We start from the raw sequence: 18,153 nt of genomic DNA on the forward strand, positions 1-18,153 counted from the left end.
AATGTTTAGTGCAAGTTATGTTGCAGCAGACGATACTGCAATACCGCTTGTTGGGTATTTGTATTAAAATGTTGGTTAAGAAATGCAAAGAGGTATTATTGTTTACCCAAACCTTCTTTTATTTTTACCATTGTGTTCAGGGTAACACCGGTAATGATCTCTTTAGTTTGTTTGGCGTTAGGCCATTGTATTTCTATTGCTTCAATAGATTTTGCTTTGCCAAGGCCGGCTTCTACACGAAGTGTTTGCGAACCAAAACTTCCTCCTGTGGAGACAGTATGATAGAAGTACTGCACTGTTCCATCTTCCATGATGACTTTTATTTTTACTCTTGCACCAATGGCAGCACGGTTGGATGTAACACCTTCCAGTTTTAATTGTATCCAGTGATTGCCCGTGGTAGTTGTATTTTCAAAAAGTATATTTCTAAAACGATCTCCTTCCACGGCGCCACCCATTACTTCATAAATATCCTGGTCGCCATCATTATCAATATCTGCAAAAGCCACGGCATGCCCTTTTTGAATATGCGCTGTGTTGGTGGAATAACTGATGTCTTCAAATTTTTTACCACCTAAGTTGTGGTACAATTTATTAGAAAGATACTTTGAAATTCAGGAGCTCCTGTGCCAAGATAAAAATCGGGCCAGCCATCATTGTCAATATCTCCGTAGTTACAACCCATCGCATAGCTTACATGATCCACACCATATTGTTTGCTTACGTCAGTAAAAGTATTGTTGCCATTGTTATGATAAAGACGTGGCAAATCACCCAATGGGCTCATACCCATCATATCCCGTGCAACATCCTGGGCCACCATTGTAAATTGACGGGTATCATACCCGGAAACATAAAGATCCAGTAAGCCATCATTGTCAAAATCAAAAAACCAGGTAGGAAAACTGTAGATCGGTTCTTCTACACCTGCAGCTTTACTGATGTCTTCAAACATTCTTTCGCCGGCAACAGTGCCTGGTTTGTTAAGCCATAACTTATTGGGTTGCCCTAAAGCAGAAAGATAAAGATCAGGAAAGCCATCGTTGTTGATATCGCCCCACACACAACCCTTAGCAAAAGTGGTAATGTTTAAACCATACTTTGCAGCTTCATCTTTAAATTTTCCTTTGTGATTGATAAATAACTGGCAGGGGTAATTTTCATGCGGTACAAAAAGATCTATCCAGCCATCGTTATTAAAATCGCCCCAGCTGGCAGACTGTGTTGGTGCCGGAGAAAATAATCCTGCCTCAATTGTAACATCTTCAAAAGTGTTGTTGCCATTATTTTTCAACAAAGAGAACGGAAATTTTGCATTCTTGCCCCACCAGCCACCACGTAACACAACGATATCTTCAAAGCCATCATTATTATAATCGGCATGAATTAAATTTAAGCCACCTGTTATGCCTACTAACCCGGATGAAGTGGTTTCTGTTTTAAAAGTACCATCTTTCATCTGGTGCATGTAACGAATCTGGTCACTCAATCCATAAGAAGTAGCCATAATATCAAGCAAACCATCATTATCCAGGTCTTCCACAACACAACCGCCGGATATACCATTCATATCAACACCTTTTTTACCGGCAATATCTTTCAATATAATATTACTGCTATTGCTTTGCGTAAATACTCCTGATTCAATCAACCATTGTTTGGGTACTTCTGCAGGATATTTTCCCAGTGTCATGTAAGCGATGTTCAATAAATATCTTGATTGCAGATCATCAGGGTATTTATTTAGTATGAGTTTATACAATTCAATAGCTACTTCCGAACCATAAGTTAATTTGTGTATGCCCTCGCCTTGTATGGGAATGATGCAGCTTTGCGGATTGTGGTTGGCAGCACAATTTTCCAATTCGCCTTTACGCATATAGCTGATGGCTAACTGATCAAAAAATTGTTTGTATTGTTCGGTAAAATTCTGGCCGGTAATACCCATAGTAGACATTACCTGTTTAAGTACATTAATTGCTTCTTCAGTATTACCTGCATTTAAAGATTCAATGCAATATTGAAAATAGAGATTAACTCTTTTGTTGGGATCTTTTTCTGTATCCAGTTTTTTTCTGAAGATGGCAGCACGCTGCGTATTCATCACATAAAAATCTTCGGGATTGGCATGTTTGCTGATGCTGTCCAGTATTTTCACCATTTTTAAAGTACCCTTTGTTTGAGGTACAGTAGAAATTAATTGTACACCATCAGGTTCGCAACAACTTTTCATTTGTGCGTTTAATGTACTGTTGAGAGTAGTTAATGCAATACAACAAGAGATATAATATTTCATATAGTGCGCCACCTAAATAATAAAGTATAGTATCACCTATCTAAAAAAACGATATTATAATTTACCGTTTTTAATTTCTTCCACCACAGTAGGATCTAATAAAGCAGATGTGTCACCTAAGTTTGTCATTTCACCTTCTGCAATTTTTCTAAGTATCCGGCGCATGATCTTTCCACTTCTTGTTTTAGGCAGGCCGGTTACAAATTGTATCTTATCAGGTTTTGCAATTGCACCGATCACTCTTGTTACAGTTTGTAAAATATCTTTTTTAGTATGTTCTGCATCGCCATGCATATGGCCATAAATAACATACGCATAAATACCTTGCCCTTTTATATCATGCGGATAACCTACTACCGCACTTTCTACCACACCGGCATGCATATTAATGGCATTCTCTACTTCGGCAGTACCAATACGATGGCCGCTTACATTCAATACATCATCTACTCTTCCGGTAATTCTGTAATTGCCATCAGCATCTTTTAATGCACCATCGCCGGTGAAATACAAATTGGGGTAGGTTGCAAAATAGTTGATACGGCAGCGTTCATGATCACCATAAGTGGTTCTTAAAATAGAGGGCCACGGTGCTTTAATGCAAAGGTTTCCTTTCAGCATACCATGCTCATCTTTTTCAGTTACTTCTTTTCCATTCTCATCTACTAAAATGGGTTGCACACCCGGCATTGGTAAAGTGGCCCAGCTTGGCTTTGATGGTGTGATGCCGGCAAGATTTGAAATGAGTACACCACCGTTTTCTGTTTGCCACCAGGTATCAACAATAGGGCATTTTTTCTTGCCGATATGTTCATCGTACCAATGCCAGGCTTCTTCATTGATAGGTTCGCCAACAGTACCTAATATTTTTAAAGAAGAAAGGTCTTTCCCTTTTAAAGGATCTAAGCCAAAACCCATCAGGCTTCTTATAGCTGTAGGAGCAGTGTATAAAATATTTACTTTGTGCCTGTCTACAATATCCCAGAATCTTCCTGCATCAGGATAGGTGGGCACACCTTCAAACATTAATGAAGTACCGCCTGCGCTTAACGGGCCGTAAACAATATAACTGTGGCCTGTTATCCATCCAATATCGGCAGTACAAAAATGCACCTGCCCCGGTTGGTATTGAAACACATTTACAAAAGTGTAGTTGGTCCACACCATATAACCTGCACTGCTATGCACCACACCTTTTGGTTTGCCGGTGCTGCCCGAAGTGTATAAAATAAATAAAGGGTCTTCTGCATCCATTTCCACTGCCGGAAAAGAAACCACGCCATCTTTTTCCACTTGTGTTTCGGCATATTCCATTTCATCTTCCCACCACAGATCCCGGCCCTTGAGCATAGATACAGGAATTCTTGTACGGGTATACACAAATACTTTTTTTACAGTACGGTTGCCTATCAATGCATCATCAATCACACTTTTAAGCGGAATATCTTTTGCACCACGGTAAGCGCCATCGCAGGTAATTATAAATTCGGCTTGTGCATCATATAACCTGTCGGCAATACTTTGTGCACTAAAGCCACCAAATATTACGCTGTGTATAGCACCAATTCTTGCACAACCTAAAATAGCATAAGCCAGCTCGGGCACCATGCCCATGTATATGCAAACACGGTCGCCTTTTTTTACACCGTTGTTTACCAGCATTTGTGCTACCTGGCATACACGTTTATGTAAACGGGCGTAGGTAACAATGCGTACTCTTTCTTCAGGGTTATTAGGCTCCCAGATGATAGCAGGCTTATCGGCCATAGTTTTTAAATGACGGTCGATACAATTTTCGGTAATATTAAGTTTAGCACCTTTAAACCATTCTACTTTGGGCTCGGTAAAATTCCACTCTAAAACTTTATCATGTTTTTTGCGCCATTCAAAATTTTCGGCAATGCTTCCCCAAAAACCTTCAGGGTCGTCTACACTTTTTTTATAATCAGCATGATATTGTTCTAAAGAAGCAATCTGATAAGGATATGACATGATCGTTTTTTTATCTTGCCCAAATTTATAGATACCAATTGATTTAATTGTACTTTAAAAACATTTTGTACATTTTTTTTATCATAACCTACATTACAGGACAGTTGACTTTAAAAACATAGTATCTTTCCCTAACAATTGTTTACTATATGAATGAGCATTCTACAAAAGGAATAGGTAAGGTTATTTTCTCTTCTTCGCTGGGCACATTAATTGAGTGGTACGATTTTTACATTTTTGGTATGCTGGCCAAAACAATTTCCACACAGTTTTTTCCCGAGGGCAATGAAACAGCAGCATTGCTTAGCACACTGGCTATTTTTGCTGCAGGTTTTTTAGTGCGTCCGTTTGGTGCATTAGTGTTTGGAAGATTGGGTGATCTGATCGGCAGAAAATATACTTTTTTATTAACGCTGGTTTTAATGGGCGGCTCTACGTTTTTAATTGGCTTAGTGCCTTCTTATAAAGCTATAGGCATGGCTGCACCATTACTGGTTTTATTATTAAGATTAGTACAAGGTTTGGCATTGGGTGGCGAGTATGGTGGTGCCGCAACTTATGTGGCAGAACATGCGCCAGCACATCGCCGTGGTTATTTTACAGCCTGGATACAAACTACTGCTACATTGGGTTTGTTTGTGGCGTTAGGGGTGATTATGCTGGTAAAAAGCAGGCTTACAGAAGCACAGTTTAATGCAGAGTGGGGCGGATGGCGCTATCCTTTCTGGATATCTATTTTACTGGTAGGTGTTTCTATTTATATCCGTTTAAGGATGAATGAATCGCCGGTGTTTGCAAAACTAAAAGCAGAAAAGAAAACATCGGTTAATCCCTTAAAAGAAAGCTTTGGCCATAAGGCTAATTTTAAAATGGTATTGCTGGCTTTATTTGGTGCAGTGATGGGACAGGGCGTTATCTGGTACACCGGACAATTTTATGCACAATCATTTTTAGAGAATACAGTAAAGATTGAATTTGTACAGAACCGGGAAATATTATTATGGGCAATAGGTTTAGCCACCCCATTCTTTTTAGTGTTTGGTGCACTGAGCGATAAGATCGGCAGAAAATGGATCATGCTTACAGGGATGTTATTAGGCGTTATTTTTTACAGGCCCATATTTGGTACGTTATTAAAAGATGCCAATGCAACAGAATGGAGAAACAGGAATGAAGGCATGCGTTATGCAAGTATTGAAGGACAAAATAATCCTTCGGTAAAATATGATACCGTAAAACGAAAGGAAGAAACTTTAGTTATTACACATGTAAAAAGCGTTTGGCAACTAAGCAGCGGATTAAAATTTACAGAAACCTATGCAGATACCGGTGCGTTGGTAAAGAATGGGGATGTAAAAAGTTATTATAAAGACCAGTCAGGATTTTTGTGGATCAGTAAAGATGTAAAACCGGCGTATTCAGATAAAGTACTTACCAGCGGGTTGAAATGGAAATTTATTGGCCTTATCTGGATCATGATCATTTTTGTAACGATGGTGTATGGGCCTGTTGCAGCGTTTTTGGTGGAATTATTCCCAACCAAAATAAGATATACATCAATGAGTTTGCCTTATCATATTGGTAATGGGGTGTTTGGTGGACTGGTGCCGTTTATAGCTACACTATTGTCTGCAACTTTTACAACCGATCCTTTGGTGGGCTTATGGTACCCGATTGGCGTGGCAGCATTGTGTTTTGTAATTGGTGCTTTGTACCTGAATAATAAAATTGATAAAGAAATTAACGACTAAAAATATTTTTATGAGTGATAATACTGGAATCATAGGCATTCTTAGAGTGATTATGAATAAACTTAAAAGAATAATGGGTTTAGTATGGATGATAGTAGCACCCGTAGTAATTTACTTTTTAGTAATGGGTGCTGTTCACAATATAGGTGCCGGTACAAAAGATATTAATAAGCCTATTCCATGGGTAATTATCATTACCATATTTACACCAATTGCTATTGGCCTGATGATATTCGGTTTCTATGCCTTTAAGGGTGAGTATGATAAATTGCCTGAAAGCTCCGAAGAGTTGAATTAAAAATTTAACACAAGCCTTGTAACAAAAATGCTTTCCCATCGTTCTAAAAAAATTATGAGGCGTACATTAATTTACTCCCTGGCTTTAATTGCAGTATGGCTGTTATTGGCACAATGTTTTATTATGCGTAACCGCTGGAGCGATAAAAAAGCTTACAGTGTCTTCAAATCAAAACAAGTTCCGCTTACTATTTATGATACTATAATTAATGAACGGCATTTGCATTACGCCGTTTGCGGCCCCGATACTTTACCTACACTGGTTTTTATACACGGCAGTCCCGGCAGCTGGATGAATTATATGAAGTACATGTGGGATTCATCCATGCGTAAAAAATTCCGCATTGTAGCAATAGACAGGCCAGGCTTTGGGTACAGCGATTTTGGCAAAGCCATGCACTTACAGGAACAATGCAAAATTATTTTACCGGTATTGCAGCAATTAAAAACCAGCGCACCCATGTATGTAGCCGGCCATAGTATGGGCGGGCCGGTGGCGGTAAAATTAGCCGCAGATAATCCTGCACTATTCAATACCGTAATTCTTATTGCCGGTGCTATTGATATTAACCAGGAAGCCAAAGAAACCTGGCGAAAAATTATGAATGTACGGCCAATGTATTGGGCACTGCCCGGTGCATTTGGCCCCAGTAATACGGAATTACTTTATCTTAAAAATGACCTGCTTCCCTTGCAGGAAGATTTTAAAAAGATTACCTGTAATATTTTATTTGTTCATGGTGATGAAGATACCTGGGTACCTATAAAAAATATTGCTTACGGTACAAAGATGATGGTGAATGCAAAATCAATTACTGCAGATACATTGCATGGTGCCGATCACCAGATACCATGGAAAAGAATGGATGAGTTGAAACAGATATTACTGGGTTTATATTAATGACGACTTATCATTACCTGGCAATATCACTGTAACTGCAATACCTTGAACTATCAATTACTATTTTTAACCCGGTATTATTTTTTTCAATAAATGTTGTGCTGGAATTTTTGTTGCAGAGAATTTTTATAGTGTCAACAAATACGTTCACATCGCAAATGGAATTATTAATAAAAAGATGTTGGTAATCGCCGCTTTTTGTTTTTAGGTCGATATAATCCGGCGAACTGCCACCAATCAAGCTGTAATAATATAATTCAACAGATCTTCCCCTGGTTAACGGAATTGTTTTTCTTATGGTTCGTTTGTTGTACTCATTACAACTAAAAACTGTACAAGTAAAAATAAACAAGAGCAGGTAGTTGATACTTTTCATAAGGCATTTTTACAACCCCAATGCTTTATAAATCGCTTCATGAATTTTTGGCCGCACATTCATGTTCAGTAATTTTTTATTGATATCGCCGCCATCAGGATTAACACGGTTACTTAAGAAGATAAAGATGAGTTTGTTTGCAGGGTCGGCCCATACACAAGTACCCGTATAGCCAGTGTGGCCAAAAGTTTGCAGCGATGCTGATAAGCAGGGGTAAGGCTCAGGCCTTGTGGCATTATCTTTTTCAGGTTTATCAAAGCCATAACCACGGCGGCTGATAGTACTGTGGTAAGCAGTAAATAATGCTACTGTTTCCTTATTCAGATATTTTTTTCCGTTGAACGTACCCTCATTCAAAAGCATTTGCATGATCACTGCTAAATCATAAGCATTGCTAAACAAGCCTGCATGGCCGGATACGCCCCCGAACATGGATGCCCCGGGATCATGTACATCGCCACGTAATAATTGCAGGCGGAAAGTTTTTTCGTTTTCGGTAGGTATTATCCTGTTGAGTGCAAAATGTTCTCTTGGTTTAAAACCTGCAGTGGTTAATCCGAGTGGTGTATAAAATTCTTTTTTGGCATATTCATCCAATGGTAAGCCGCTTACAGCTTCCACTACTTTGCCCAGGAAAATAAAATCATTATCACTGTAAATGTATTTACCGGTTTCTCCCAGTGGGCTTTGCAAAATTCTTTTGTATAAAGTATCTCGCCAGTCGTTACGCATAAATAAATTTTCTGCCACACGAATGCTGAACGAATCTGTTTGTCTGGTGGAATAATATTTAGCTAATGGTTTACCTTCTGCATCAATAGTTTCTTTATAAAAAGGAATAAAAGAAACCAGGCCTGCCTGGTGCAGTAAAATATTTTCAATCAGTAAATGTTCTTTGTTGCTTCCTTTTACCCAAGGCAGGTAATCGCCTAAAGTTTTTTTAAGATCAATTTTTCCGGCATCGTACAATTTCATGATGCTGATAGTAGTGGCACAAATTTTTGTAACCGAAGCCATATCATAAATAGATTCCAGCTGAACAGGCTCTTTGTTATCATAAGTGTAATAACCATAAGCTTTGTGGTAAGCGATCTTACCATCTTTAACTACCAGTACCACGCCGCCGGGTGTGGCGCCTTTTTCAATGGCATCTTTTACAACAGAATCAACAGTGTTTAATTTAACAGGGTCAAGGCCAGCTTCGTCGGGATTGATATGCGGTAGAAAAAAGCCGGAAGCAATAATGCCACTGCCGTATTTATAGTCATCACAAACCGTAACCGGTAATTTTCCTTTAGCAGCAATCTTCCCTTCCAGTAAATCTATCGCCGTATTTTGTATAATATCATCATCTTCATAACAAGCCACCATGTTTTTTGCAGCACACCAGTTTTTTATAGCATAACAATTGCCAAACACAAAAGTGATGGCATTGGTTTGTTGCTGCAATTGTGTTACCAGGTCAACCGCCGCTTTTGAAATACCGAAATTATTTGCAGGCGCCCTGTTATAATTATGAATACCGATGATTACTTTTTTATACACTTTCTTTATAGAATCCACCAGCTTTATATTATCAGCTCCGTTTTGCGAATAATTAAAAAAGAAAACATCTGCAGCGTAATCGTTACGCATGCGTTTTGCAAAAGCATTATCACTGCTGTTACCAATGCTTATGTACGCCACATCATTTGCTACAGGTTTGGCAGGCACCAACATAGGAAAAAATACATCATCAGTTTTTTTCAATACCGTCAAGGCATTTTCTGCAATTAATTGTCTCATTGCAGGCACTTTGCTGTTAAGGTCATTGGTAAGGTTATCTGTATTGATAGGTTGCAATGTGGTTAATCCATATTGGTATTTTGCCAGCAATACTTTTTTACAATGCATTTCAATGTCTGACCAGCTTATTTTTTTTGCTTTAATAGCCGCTTTAATTTTGTCAATTGCTAACGGCACGTCACCAGGCAAACATAACATATCATTACCCGCCACTAATGATTCTACCGAAGCAGCGCCATCAGGATAATATTTTTTTACTCCCTGCATTTCCAGAGCATCAGTAAAAGTCAGGCCCTGGTAGCCTATTTCGTTACGCATTAACTCCGTAACATTTTTAAAACTTATAGAAGTAGGTTTGTTAGGTGTATTGTCAATTGAAGGCACAGATAAATGTGCAATCATCACACTACCAATGCCGGCTTTAAAAATTTCTTTAAAAGGATATAGTTCCAGCGAATCTAATTGTGCCATCGATTTATTGATCACCGGAAGGTCCAGGTGAGAATCAACTGCTACATCACCATGACCAGGAAAATGTTTGGCACAAGCCATCACACCATTATCCTGCATGCCCTTCATGTACTGAATACCGAATAAAGCCACTTTATATTTGTCTTCACCAAAACTTCTGTCGTTAATAACAGGGTTATTGGGATTGTTGTTTACATCAACAACAGGAGCGTAGTTAACCTGTATACCAACCCTCTTACATTGCTCTGCCACAATCTTTCCATATTGATAAGCAATGCCTGCATCCGATACCGCACCCAGCATCATTTGTTTAGGTAACGGCAACACACTGTCGATCATTCGCATGCCCACGCCCCATTCTGCATCTATACACATAAGTACCGGCGTTTTTGCAATGGCTTGTAAATTATTGATGATAGTAGCCTGTTTAACCGGGCTGCCCTGGAAAACACAGATGCCACCAATATTATATTGTTTAATTAAAACGGTAACTAAGGAATCAAAAAAAGTAACGGTCTTTGTCCGGGCATCGTAGGTAGATAAACGAACCACCATTAATTGTGCAATGCGTTCATCATCGGATAAAGTTTTATAAACACTATCTGCCCAGCGGTTGGCCGCTGTGGTTTGTGCTACCGAAAATTTACTGCATAAAACAATGGAAAAGAGTAATAAATAGTGCTTGATCATATCTATAAAAATACTTAATAAAGACAAATATCAGCCATTTTAAATAGGAGGTAGTTTTAAAAATATTTTTTAACTTTACTATATGTCAATTGCAGAAAAATATCGGCCTCATTATACATACGATGAGTATTGCCTATGGGAAGGCAAGTGGGAAATAATTGAAGGAATGCCTTATGCTATGAGTCCTGCACCCGTGCCTGCTCATCAAATAATTGGAGGTAATTTATATGGTGTGTTTAAAGAAGCATTAAAGAAAGGTTGTGGTAAGTGCAAAGCGTATCCTCCAATCGATTGGAAAATTGCAGAAGATACTGTGTTGCAACCTGATTTGTTAGTCGTATGCGATAAAATAGAAAAGAAATTTCTTGACTTCCCCCCGGTTTTGGTAGTAGAGATATTGTCTCCTTCAACAAGCGTTAAAGACAGAGGTTTAAAAAAGGAAGTATACCAATTACAAAAAATAAAATATTATCTTATTATCGATCCTCAGTTTAAAAAAATAGAAATTTACCAATTGGCTGAAGGACAATATCACCTTAATACATTCAATACCGAAAGTTTTACTTTCAATTTAGAAGACAACTGCACAGCCGAAGTAAGCTTTGCAGATATTTGGGACTAGTATAGTTTTATCTCCATTTAGTCAGAAAATTTTGCGACTTTTGCCAACTAAATAAAGGAGGACTTTTGCCCGATATCATTCAATTATTACCCGATAACATTGCCAATCAGATTGCAGCAGGTGAAGTAATTCAGCGGCCGGCAAGTGCTGTAAAAGAATTGCTGGAAAACGCTGTGGATGCCGGTGCGGATGAAGTTAAACTCATCATCAACGATGCCGGTAAATCGTTGATACAGGTTATTGATAATGGCAAGGGCATGAGCGAAACCGATGCCCGTATGGCTTTTGAACGCCACGCCACTTCCAAGATCAGCAATATTGAAGACCTTTTCCGCATAAAAACTATGGGTTTCAGGGGAGAAGCACTGGCAAGTATTGCTGCGGTGGCACAGGTAGAATTAAAAACCAAGAGAGCGGAAGATGAAACAGGTGTGTATCTTGAAATTGAAAATAGTATTGTAATAAAACAAGAACCTGTTGCAGCACCCACCGGTACCAGCATTGCCATGAAAAATCTTTTTTTCAATGTACCGGCAAGAAGGAATTTTTTAAAAAGTAATCCTGCAGAGTTACGGCATATTGTAGATGAGTTTATAAGAGTGGCAATGGCTTTTCCTGAAGTGTTTTTTTCGCTTAGCAGTAATGGGCAGGAAGTTTTTCATTTGGAAAAAGGTACTTTAAAACAACGTATTGTTCAGATACTCGGTAATAATTATAATGCCAAACTGGTAAGTGTACAGGAACATACTGATTACATGAATATTTACGGCTTTGTAGGCAAACCTGAAACCGCAAAGAAGACAAGAGGCGACCAATACTTTTTTGTAAACAACCGGTTTATAAAAAGTGCGTATTTAAATCATGCCCTGATGAATGCTTTTGATGCAATGATTGCTAAAGATAGTTTTCCGATGTATGCTTTGTTTATTGATCTTGATCCATCACAACTGGATATTAATGTACATCCTACTAAACAGGAAATAAAATTTGAAGATGAAAAGATTGTGTACGCTTTTGTGCAGAGTGCAGTAAAACATGCGCTGGCACAATTCAGTATTACACCAACATTGGATTTTGATTTAGATGTTTCCATTCAGCAACTGGATGCAGTAAGCAAACCTTTTACTGAAGAAAAGAAATCATCAGCAACATCATCTTCTTTATACAGTACGTTCACCAAAAAACATCAATCACATTTTATTGAAAGTAAAAGCGAACTGAAGCATTGGAAAGATTTTTACGAACCGGAAAATAAGGTCAATATTGATAATCCGACCTTATCAGGCGACGAAATAGGAAGAGGCCAGCAAGCTTTGCATGCAGCCAACGATCAAAGGACATCTACTGATAATCTTACGCAGTTGCACAATAGCTATATTGTTGTACAAACCAACAAAGGTTATTACCTGGTGCACCAGCAAAATGCCCACGAAAGAATTTTGTACGAGCAGTTTATTGCTGCTGTAGATGGTAAACCAATTGCTACACAACGCAGTTTATTTCCTGCTACATTAGAGCTTTCTGTTACAGATGCGGTTTTGCTGAACGAATTATTGCCCGACCTTAATCACCTTGGTTATTTATTAGAACCATTTGGCAATAATACCTTTGTGATCCAGGGCTCACCTGCAGATGTTACTGATGGTAATGAAAAAGTTGCGGTGGAAAAAATGCTGGAACAATACAAACATTTCAGCAACGATCTGAAATATACCAAAAGAGAAAAACTACTTCGCTCACTGGCATTGCAGCAATCTATTAAAGCCGGTGTAAGTTTAACCGATAAAGAAATGCGGGTACTGATTGAAAATCTTTTTAATTGCAGTACGCCCAATATTACGCCTAATGGCAAACCTACTTATTTGGAGTTTAAAAAAGATGAGCTGGATAAAATGTTTGGCAGGTAGAGTATCATCTCAATGCTGTAATTTTTTGTAAAGGAGTAGCCAGCTATGCCCGCAGGCTGAGAAAAAATATTCAATAATCAACTTTCAATATTCAATGCTCAAGGTAAAATGCAATTGTATTGTACATTGATTATTGAGCGTTGAAAATTGAACATTGAAAAATGCTGTTATTGCATTAAAAGAGGCTTCCTGCTTTAGTAATCCACATCAACCATTGGCACGTAGGTAGTCTCCGGTTTTTTCTCTTTATCTAAAATTGTCAGCAGCTTGCCCAGCATTTCTTTGTACTGCACTGTTTTGCCAAACTGTGTTTCAATATTGATATAACGTTTGTTTAGTTCGCCATAGTACACACTCAGCGATCCGTCCTTATCCACTTTTACATTATCCTGCAAAATACTGTTATAACCCATTGCCGACATTTTAGCAAACAGGTTTTCATCAGTGGTCAATGCAATATCATCTGCATCCTGCCAGTCATCAGCATATACCTGTTTGGCATCGCTCTGTCTTTTGCCACCAGCCTGGTAACTTTTAACTGAATAATCACCATCGGTATTATTATGTAAGGCCACAATACAGGAAGTAGTATCGGGTATCAATTGTAAAAGATGTGCAGCAAATTTTTCCACTTCAATTATTGCTAATGGATTTATTTTTCCTTTTGCTGTTAACGTAAGCCTGATACCTGATGCAGAAAATATCCTGTTGGGGTCAAATGTATACACCACACCTTTAAATGAAAAACTCACCAGTCGCTGTGCATTGTTATCGATCTTTATCAATAATCCCCCTTCCCGTTCTAAAATAGCACGTGCGGCCTGAACTGCTGTGGCTTCATTGTCGTGTACATTGATACAGCAGGTACTAACAGATTCGCCGTATTGAATTACTTTAAAAGAAATGGTCTTATCACCCAATTGATGCTGTACTGTTTTTTCGGCAGGTGTAAAAGTTACCGGTTTCAGCGGCGGTATTGTTGCAGCAGGATGTATTAAACTGCTTATGGTGGTGGTTAAGGAAAGTAATAAGGCAATGCCCGGCATCAAGGTTCAATTTACTGCGAATATATTTATAAATTTTTAACCTCCTGTACTTAACCGGCCGTTATCCACGGGCTGTTTAAAAAAAGATCCTGCAACAATTACGCTGCAGGATCTTTTTCTATTATCATGAAACCAGTGAGCTAGAGTTTGGTAAACCTGGCATAACAGGTTTTGCCGCCGTAAACCACTTTAATAGTGTATAAACCCGGTGCAAGATCATTAACATTAAAGCTAACTACATTGTTGCCGGTTACACCTTGCTGATGTTTTTCTCTTACCTGTACATTTAAAGTGTTGTAGATGTAAGCATCAATCATACCTGGCGCTGTTAATGTTACATTTACATTTACCAGGCTGCTGGCAGGATTAGGGAAGGCCTGCAATTCACATACATTACTTACCACATGTTCAATTCTGATAACACTGCAGAACTCTTTTACACAACCGCCCAGTGTAATTGCTTTTAAACAAACCCTGTAATACCCGGTATCATTAAATACATAGATAGGGTTATTCTGGTGCAATATTACCGGAACTGTTGTAGCCGGAGATAGTTTTGTTATCGTCCAGGTTTGATCCAGTATCGGGAAGTTAGCATTAGCATAGAAATACAATTTGTTCGGCACAATCGGATCTCTCTGGAAAGTATAGATTACGTGAATACTATCGCAGTTGATCTGTGGCAATACTGTAATTGTTTTACAAGTAGTGCTGGCGCAATTAGGCCCACGCCATGCAGTCAGGCAAGCGGTGTATACACCTGGTTGGGCGTAACGATGAATGGCGATCGGGTCGTGGCTTCCGGTGCCGTCACCAAAGGTCCAGGTATATACCACATCAGTAAAGATATGATCAGGAGTAAATTTATATTTCTGTGCATCAGTGCTGAATTTTTCATAAGTAAACTTAGAAAGTTCAAGGCAGCCTGGAGGAGGATTAGGTATCACTACAGTATCACAGGTTTCTTTAACACAGTTAGGAGCAAAGGTTACAGTTAAGCATACCCTGTAAGTTCCGGCTTGTGCGTATTCATGTACTGCATTCCATGTAGTGGCAGTAGTGCCATCCCCAAAATGCCATACCGCAGTGGCCGTAGCTGTTGGCGCAATAGTGGTATTGTTGAAATATACTTTACGGATATTAATCGAATCCCTGTGCATGGTAAAGCTTGCAGGTATATTGCAGGGAGAAAGTACAATAACTGTTTTACATATTTCACCAACACATGGTGTGGTAGAAGTATTAAGGTTTCTTTTTACCCTTAAACAAACATTGAAAACACCAGCTTGTGTATAATCATGTGTTGGGTTAGCAACAGTAGGATCGCTTTGTAAACCACTTACTGAAGTACCATCGCCAAAGGTCCAGCGAACAGAATCGGAAGCATTTGATACCACGCTGAGATTAGTAAACTTCATACGTAACGGATGTAAACTATCCGGTTGTGAACTGAAGTTAGCTACAAGATTACAAGCAGTAGTTATTACAACTGTTTTGCAGATTTCACTTACGCAAGCCGGTACTCCTGCAATGGTTGTATTCTTTTTTACTCTTAAGCAAACAGTATAGGTGCCCGGTTGAGTATAAGTATGAGTTGGATTAACATCAAAAGAAACAGTACCGTCACCAAATATCCATCTTACAGAGTCTGCAGATGAAAGAGGAACACTTAAATTATGAAAAGCAATTACTAACGGACTTGCAGCAGTGCTTGTCCAGTTAAAATTAGCTACCAGGTTACATACAGGAGCTACTACAACAGGTTTACAAAATTCGCTTACACATGGTGCACCGCCGGTGGTATTATTTTTCTTTACACGTATACAAACATTGTAGGTACCTGCGTTAGCATATACATGTGTTGGTGTGGAAAGTGTACCTACTAAACCATTAACAGGCGGTGTACCATCACCAAAGTTCCAACGGATAGAATCGCCGGGAGCATTGGGTAATGATTGATTCTGGAAATGAATGGTATTCCAGTTTAAAGAATCGGCATTCCATGTAAAATAAGCCTGAAGGTTACAAGCTGTGGTTTGCTGAATCAATACAATTTTTGTAACAGAGTCGGCACATACAATAACACCATTAGGATTATGCTTAATGATAAGGTGTTTTACACTATAGCTGCCAACAGAAGCATAAGTGTGTGAAGTAGTAACTGCCGATACGCTGTTACCATCACCAAAACTCCAGTAGTGTGTGGTGTTGATAGAATCACCTATCATTACTGGTGTAAACTGGGCCGTAAAGTTGCTGATGGTAAAATTAAAATCAGCATTACAAACCACAGTAGTTTGGGCTTTGGATGTAAAACTAAATGCTGTGAGTACGGTCAGCAATAGTGTAATAATTTTTTTCATAACAAACATTTTTGATTAAAGGGTAATTTGGTTTTTCTTGTTGTTTAAGGTAGATACCGCCAGTTTCGGATGTGTTGCCTGAGGGGACAGGAAATTTTAATATTTTTCACGGATACCTTCTAAAAACCGCTCTGCTGCACGACGAATGGGAGTAGCGCCGGTTATATAATTATTAGCTAATATAGAAAAAATGAGCAATTTCCCTTTATTGGTGATGAGGTAGCCACTTAATGCACAGTTATTACTTAAAGTACCGGTTTTGGCATAGATAAAGCCGGCATCTTTTTTAAAATAGTTCGCTAATGTGCCTTCACCACCGGTGGCTAAAATATTCTTCATTCTTGCCAAGCCAAATTCATTTTGCATCTTATTTAAAATGTACACAAAACTTTTTGGGGTAAATAAATTATAACGGCTCAGCCCGCTGCCATCCACCCATTTGGGTCGTTGGGGTACATCTTTTAAATCAGTCTTTAAAACGGTATCAATAATTTTTTCATCATTCATATAACCCAAATGTTCATTGCTGGCCATTAATAAAGTTTGCTCTGCAAAAAAATTATCGCTGCGGTGCATCATGGGTTTAAAGAGGGAGTCGGAGGGTTGGGAGTGGATGATTTTGTATTTTGTTAAATCGACATAATCAGATAGACTACCTCTGACCATATCTACTAAAAGAACATTTCTGACTGAGTCTGAGTTTACTTTAGGCTTTAAAGTTGAAAGATAATCTCTATGTTCTTGTTGGGCAGTTAATCTGTTGACTGAATCTTCTTTTATATTTCGATTATACTCAAATTCATACAATAAATCATTCAAGATATATGCTGCAGTATATATACCATTGGTCACAAATGGAATTGTTTGCCTGCTAAAATTACTTGTAGATTGTTTCAGGTAAAAACGGTTTTCGGATATTGATCTTTTCAAGTAAAAGTTTCTTTTGGGCACTTCATAACCATTTTGATAAATCTTGTTTTTATATAATGCCGGATAGGAGATCATATTATTTGTTCCCTGAAAAGGATCTATATAAAATGAATCCTGGTTTAGTTTAAAATCAATAACATTTCCATAAATTGGAAATGGACTTCTTTCGGCCATATAATCATCATTGTAATCATTCCATGACCACCCGCTACCTAAAGCGTCAGCTTGCCAAATTGAATTAATAAATCTTTTTGACCAAGCAATAGTTTTGATATTTTTCTGTAAAAAATCAAATACAGGTTGGATTCTAAAATCTGGGTGTAAAAAAGTTGGGTCCCCTGTGGGAATTATATTATTGATAGAAGTTGAATTGTTATACCTCAACCCCACCAAACTATCCCCCAAATATTTCATCCCTGCATACAATGTAAACAACTTGGTATTACTGGCCGGTATAAAATAATGAGTTGCATCATAATTATACCAGTATTTATTAGTAGCCGGTTCGTAAATACAAATACCAATATGCCCGGTGCTGATGGAAGAATCTTTTAATAAAATAGTATTGGCCTGTTTGCTTATTTGTTTAGATACAGAACAGCCATTTAAAACGCATAATAGTATAAGTGTAGCAAATAAATTGAGTAACCTCATTATATTGTATTTCCGTTAGCGGTTGGGCAAATTAATGTATTTCAGTAACTACTATGACCAATGTCTTTTTTT

At 38.3% G+C, this 18,153-nt stretch carries 13 protein-coding genes; 5 read left to right on the forward strand and 8 right to left on the reverse strand.

Annotated features, from left to right (window positions below):
- Positions 1 to 95: 95 nt before the first annotated feature.
- The 3 genes from ACQ334_RS00685 to acs are packed head-to-tail and all read right to left on the reverse strand — an operon-like array spanning position 96 to position 4,288.
- The gene (locus ACQ334_RS00685) at positions 96 to 590 is read right to left on the reverse strand and encodes a CRTAC1 family protein (protein WP_430986224.1); all 495 of its coding nucleotides are present in this window, start codon (positions 588 to 590) and stop codon (positions 96 to 98) included.
- Positions 575 to 2,296 (reverse strand): FG-GAP-like repeat-containing protein, encoded by a 1,722-nt coding sequence (locus tag ACQ334_RS00690; protein ID WP_430986225.1) that lies wholly within the window; start codon positions 2,294 to 2,296, stop codon positions 575 to 577. The genes ACQ334_RS00685 and ACQ334_RS00690 overlap by 16 nt, the downstream gene beginning before the upstream one ends.
- 54 nt (positions 2,297 to 2,350) lie before the next feature.
- Positions 2,351 to 4,288, reverse strand: a complete 1,938-nt coding sequence (gene acs / locus ACQ334_RS00695; RefSeq protein ID WP_430986226.1) for an acetate--CoA ligase — start codon at positions 4,286 to 4,288, stop codon at positions 2,351 to 2,353.
- Positions 4,289 to 4,437: 149 nt separating this feature from the next.
- On the opposite strand from acs, the gene ACQ334_RS00700 reads away from it, so the two are divergent.
- The 3 genes from ACQ334_RS00700 to ACQ334_RS00710 are packed head-to-tail and all read left to right on the forward strand — an operon-like array spanning position 4,438 to position 7,237.
- A complete protein-coding gene (locus ACQ334_RS00700; protein ID WP_430986227.1) occupies positions 4,438 to 6,039 on the forward strand; it encodes an MFS transporter in 1,602 nt (533 codons plus the stop codon).
- Positions 6,040 to 6,049: 10 nt separating this feature from the next.
- Entirely contained in the window at positions 6,050 to 6,337 is a 288-nt protein-coding gene (locus ACQ334_RS00705) for a DUF6814 family protein (protein ID WP_430986228.1), read from the forward strand.
- 54 nt (positions 6,338 to 6,391) lie between these two features.
- Positions 6,392 to 7,237, forward strand: a complete 846-nt coding sequence (locus ACQ334_RS00710; RefSeq protein WP_430986229.1) for an alpha/beta fold hydrolase — start codon at positions 6,392 to 6,394, stop codon at positions 7,235 to 7,237.
- A 13-nt stretch (positions 7,238 to 7,250) separates the two neighbouring features.
- Here ACQ334_RS00710 and ACQ334_RS00715 read toward each other — a convergent pair whose 3' ends face one another.
- Complete coding sequence (locus ACQ334_RS00715; RefSeq protein ID WP_430986230.1) at positions 7,251 to 7,613, reverse strand: hypothetical protein; 363 nt, start codon at positions 7,611 to 7,613, stop codon at positions 7,251 to 7,253.
- 9 nt (positions 7,614 to 7,622) lie between these two features.
- A complete protein-coding gene (locus tag ACQ334_RS00720; protein ID WP_430986231.1) occupies positions 7,623 to 10,559 on the reverse strand; it encodes a glycoside hydrolase family 3 N-terminal domain-containing protein in 2,937 nt (978 codons plus the stop codon).
- Positions 10,560 to 10,641: 82 nt separating this feature from the next.
- Between ACQ334_RS00720 and ACQ334_RS00725 the strand changes: the two genes are divergently transcribed.
- On the forward strand, positions 10,642 to 11,181 hold the full coding sequence (locus tag ACQ334_RS00725) for a Uma2 family endonuclease (RefSeq protein ID WP_430986232.1): 540 nt from the start codon (positions 10,642 to 10,644) through the stop codon (positions 11,179 to 11,181).
- Positions 11,182 to 11,246: 65 nt separating this feature from the next.
- Entirely contained in the window at positions 11,247 to 13,088 is a 1,842-nt protein-coding gene (gene mutL / locus ACQ334_RS00730; protein ID WP_430986233.1) for a DNA mismatch repair endonuclease MutL, read from the forward strand.
- A 194-nt stretch (positions 13,089 to 13,282) separates the two neighbouring features.
- Here mutL and ACQ334_RS00735 read toward each other — a convergent pair whose 3' ends face one another.
- The 3 genes from ACQ334_RS00735 to ACQ334_RS00745 all read right to left on the reverse strand — a co-directional run bounded on the left by ACQ334_RS00735 (position 13,283) and on the right by ACQ334_RS00745 (position 18,081).
- Positions 13,283 to 14,134 carry a hypothetical protein gene (locus ACQ334_RS00735; RefSeq protein ID WP_430986234.1) on the reverse strand — a complete coding sequence of 284 codons (852 nt, stop codon included), beginning with the start codon at positions 14,132 to 14,134 and terminating at the stop codon, positions 13,283 to 13,285.
- Positions 14,135 to 14,274: 140 nt separating this feature from the next.
- Complete coding sequence (locus ACQ334_RS00740) at positions 14,275 to 16,497, reverse strand: PKD domain-containing protein (RefSeq protein WP_430986235.1); 2,223 nt, start codon at positions 16,495 to 16,497, stop codon at positions 14,275 to 14,277.
- A 96-nt stretch (positions 16,498 to 16,593) separates the two neighbouring features.
- Positions 16,594 to 18,081 (reverse strand): D-alanyl-D-alanine carboxypeptidase/D-alanyl-D-alanine-endopeptidase, encoded by a 1,488-nt coding sequence (locus ACQ334_RS00745; protein ID WP_430986236.1) that lies wholly within the window; start codon positions 18,079 to 18,081, stop codon positions 16,594 to 16,596.
- Between the last annotated feature and the right edge of the window lie 72 nt (positions 18,082 to 18,153).

Source organism: Ferruginibacter sp. SUN106 (assembly GCF_050611765.1).
In the GTDB taxonomy this organism is placed as follows: domain Bacteria; phylum Bacteroidota; class Bacteroidia; order Chitinophagales; family Chitinophagaceae; genus Ferruginibacter.

Excerpts from the sequence above, each read along its gene's own strand:
- ACQ334_RS00690 (WP_430986225.1), bottom strand. The coding sequence starts at position 2,296 with ATGAAATATTATATCTCTTGTTGTATTGCATTAACTACTCTCAACAGT.
- acs (WP_430986226.1), bottom strand. The coding sequence starts at position 4,288 with ATGTCATATCCTTATCAGATTGCTTCTTTAGAACAATATCATGCTGAT.
- ACQ334_RS00700 (WP_430986227.1), top strand. The coding sequence starts at position 4,438 with ATGAATGAGCATTCTACAAAAGGAATAGGTAAGGTTATTTTCTCTTCT.
- ACQ334_RS00705 (WP_430986228.1), top strand. The coding sequence starts at position 6,050 with ATGAGTGATAATACTGGAATCATAGGCATTCTTAGAGTGATTATGAAT.
- ACQ334_RS00710 (WP_430986229.1), top strand. The coding sequence starts at position 6,392 with ATGAGGCGTACATTAATTTACTCCCTGGCTTTAATTGCAGTATGGCTG.
- ACQ334_RS00715 (WP_430986230.1), bottom strand. The coding sequence starts at position 7,613 with ATGAAAAGTATCAACTACCTGCTCTTGTTTATTTTTACTTGTACAGTT.
- ACQ334_RS00720 (WP_430986231.1), bottom strand. The coding sequence starts at position 10,559 with ATGATCAAGCACTATTTATTACTCTTTTCCATTGTTTTATGCAGTAAA.
- ACQ334_RS00725 (WP_430986232.1), top strand. The coding sequence starts at position 10,642 with ATGTCAATTGCAGAAAAATATCGGCCTCATTATACATACGATGAGTAT.
- ACQ334_RS00735 (WP_430986234.1), bottom strand. The coding sequence starts at position 14,134 with ATGCCGGGCATTGCCTTATTACTTTCCTTAACCACCACCATAAGCAGT.
- ACQ334_RS00740 (WP_430986235.1), bottom strand. The coding sequence starts at position 16,497 with ATGAAAAAAATTATTACACTATTGCTGACCGTACTCACAGCATTTAGT.
- ACQ334_RS00745 (WP_430986236.1), bottom strand. The coding sequence starts at position 18,081 with ATGAGGTTACTCAATTTATTTGCTACACTTATACTATTATGCGTTTTA.